The organism is Streptococcus sp. k-378 (assembly GCF_013277505.1).
GTDB classification, from domain to species: Bacteria; Bacillota; Bacilli; order Lactobacillales; family Streptococcaceae; genus Streptococcus; species Streptococcus pseudopneumoniae.
This window is the reverse complement of record NZ_VMNC01000144.1, coordinates 1-1,077: the sequence shown is the minus strand read 5'-3', so window position 1 is coordinate 1,077 and position 1,077 is coordinate 1. Positions and strand designations below refer to the sequence as shown.

Genomic DNA, 1,077 nt, shown 5'->3' with positions numbered 1-1,077 from the left:
ATTTCATTTTACTATATTTATAAGAATCTCCTAATCAAATCAAAAGCCACTCTACAATAGAGTAACTTTAAGATTTGTCCATTTATACTCAATGAAAAAGCCCTCTGAAAATCAGAGAGCTGATTTGAGCTCGGGCTAAAATCCTAGTGAAACAAAAAAATCTACACGATCAGAAAAGTCTCTATCGTGCCATTTTCATACATGATGTATAGTCCAAGTAGAATGAATACTAAGGGCACAATGATTCGCTCGTATTTTTCAATTGTCTCGAATAGTAACGGAATAGAGGATAACACCCGACTAATCTCGCAAAAGATAATTATGCCGATTACAAGCACAAGCAAGGCCACGAGGGTCTGTGACCAATCTAACGAAGCAAAATAAGGTATATAGATACCTAAATTATCTCCGCCAGACGCAATTGTCAGCAATGTAACTGTCCAAAACAGTTGATTTGCCTTGCTTTGTTCTAATCTTTCAATAATTTCTTCCTCTTCTTCTTCCGCATCTTCTCCAACAATTGCAAGCAGCAACTAAACTCGCCCCTACAAGTAAGCCTGTGCCTAGATATTGCCCCGCATAAATATGCCATTTCTGTTTATTCTGTGATAGCTGTGCAAATAAAATAATTAAAATAATTAAATAATCGATACTGGTGGAAATATAAACACCAACAGCAGATATGATTGTCTGTCCCATAAAAAAACCTCCTGTATTAGTCAGTAATAAATCAGCAGATTTTAGGAGAGCACAGACACATTAATTTAGCTATCGCTAGTGGGTAATGTCGAACATAGGAAAGCATTTTACTCCTCCTCAAAACGTAGTTACAAAGTAATTTCTAACTGGAATTCGGTGACTACTTCCATGTAAAGTATAAACATACTATACTTTACTTCGTAAAGTGTGGGCTCGCCGAGGGGGCTTGCAGACACCTACTCGGCTTTTCAAGCCGAGTAGCTGCGCACCTTTATGGTGTAATTAGCTGATACCATTTGAGGTTTTTGTAGTCTCCAAAATTGTGACCGATAAAACCTCAATAAAAAAGCCCTCTGAAGTCAGAGAGCTGATTTGAGC

At 37.5% G+C, this 1,077-nt stretch carries 1 pseudogene; it reads right to left on the bottom strand.

The features are described 5' to 3' along the window. Positions 1–161 precede the first annotated feature (161 nt). Positions 162–699 (bottom strand): annotated as a pseudogene (locus tag HT719_RS10735) (cadmium resistance transporter). Positions 700–1,077 lie beyond the last annotated feature (378 nt).